The sequence below is a fragment of the Oleiphilus sp. HI0132 genome, from assembly GCF_001635845.1.
In genome coordinates, this window is the sequence record NZ_LWGJ01001289.1 from 1 (window position 1) to 865 (window position 865).

Consider the following 865-nt stretch of genomic DNA (forward strand, 5'->3'; position numbering starts at 1 on the left):
ACAAACGTTAAAGTAAGAAATACAAGTCCTGATGCAGTTGGCTGCGACTCCTTGTTAAAAGCAGAAAACATTGATTTTTTTAGGGCGCTAATCAAGGAAAGGTCACTAAAATATGCAATAAAAGACTTTTTCTTGTTTAGTGGTGTTGGCAGCGATGGTTGGGATCAATACCCCAATATTGAGGTAAGTAATATTTGTGATTTTTCTAAAAAGTTGCCCGTAACCCAGATTCTAAAATCAGGCCAGCAAATCTTCCAGATGGAAATTCAAGGTAATCGTCTATATGTAATGGCAAATTATGATAGCCGAGAATATGCAAAATATGGCAGGGATATTGAATTCAGAGCAGTATTGCAAATTATTGATATAGAGAATATTGAAAACATAAAAGTTCTCGGTGAAACCGTTATTGAGGGGTTGGTTCCTCGTTTCACAGTTGACCATAAATATGCATATATTGCTAACGATGACGATATTATGATCCTAGATGTCTCTAACCCAAGAGACATTAAGGCGCATGAACACATCAAGGTAACTTTTGATGCGTTTTCTAGTGATGATATCGCAGTGATTGGAAGTCATATCTTTGTCACGGGAAATAATGTGCTGAAAGTTATAGACAGGGAAACAACAAAGTTGTCACAAGAGATTGAATTTGATTTTAGAACTTCTGATATTGTAGTTCATAATAATCGCATCTTTATTCGAGGGTGGAGAAATGGTTGGGGTAATTCAAGATCAAGAATTGCCATTTTGGAATTCAATCAAGGGCGAGCCAAGTTACGCTCCATAGTTGAAACAGGTGAGCGTATTTCCGGTTTAAAATTAATTGATAGCTATTTAGTGGGTAGACAAGGAAAAGCAT

Annotated in this window: 1 protein-coding gene; it reads left to right on the forward strand. The window is 36.4% G+C overall.

Going from position 1 to position 865, the window contains the following annotated elements; all coding sequences use genetic code 11:
• A partial coding sequence (locus tag A3766_RS19645) for a hypothetical protein (RefSeq protein ID WP_197479640.1) occupies nucleotides 1–865 on the forward strand: 865 nt, incomplete at both ends.